General features: G+C 67.9%; 1 protein-coding gene. It reads left to right on the plus strand.

Annotated features, from left to right (window positions below; all coding sequences use genetic code 11):
* Positions 1-79: 79 nt before the first annotated feature.
* Positions 80-517 (plus strand): cupin domain-containing protein (locus CKO42_RS26900; RefSeq protein ID WP_200252971.1); only part of this gene is annotated, 438 nt, incomplete at its 3' end.

A 517-nucleotide genomic window follows, 5' to 3' on the forward strand; every position in this document is an offset into this window, starting at 1 on the left:
CGGTGAGGCGCGGGCGAGCAGCGACAAAAATCCTAGACTGACCCTCGACAGGGTCTGCCATCCGACCAGGTAAGCCACCATGCAACATCGCGCATTCCCATCATTCGGTCATCGTGCGGTGCGGCTCAGCATCGTGCTCGCCCTGCCGCTGGCCGTCGGCGCCGGAACGGCCCCGGCCCATGACCACCAGGAGGCCGCCGACACCGCCGCGGCAACGCCAGCCAACGCCGGCGAGCAAACCATCGTTGTGGTCTCGGCGCCGGAGGAGATCGTCTCCAAACAGCGCCTGCCCCAGTTCGTCGGCATCTCCGGCGACACGGCGGGGGCCGAGGGCTTGTCCATGAACCTGGTCGTGATCCCGCCGGGTGCTGCAGCGGAGCCGCATACCCATTCCGGCTATGAGAGCGCCGTCTACCTGCTGGAGGGCCGGGTGGAGACCCGCTACGGACCGGGCCTGAAGCAGTCGGTCATCAACGAGGCCGGGGACTTCCTCTTCATCCCCCCGAACGTGCCGCAC

Origin of the sequence: Lamprobacter modestohalophilus, assembly GCF_016583905.1 — a bacterium.
Classification (GTDB): Bacteria; Pseudomonadota; Gammaproteobacteria; order Chromatiales; family Chromatiaceae; genus Lamprobacter; species Lamprobacter modestohalophilus.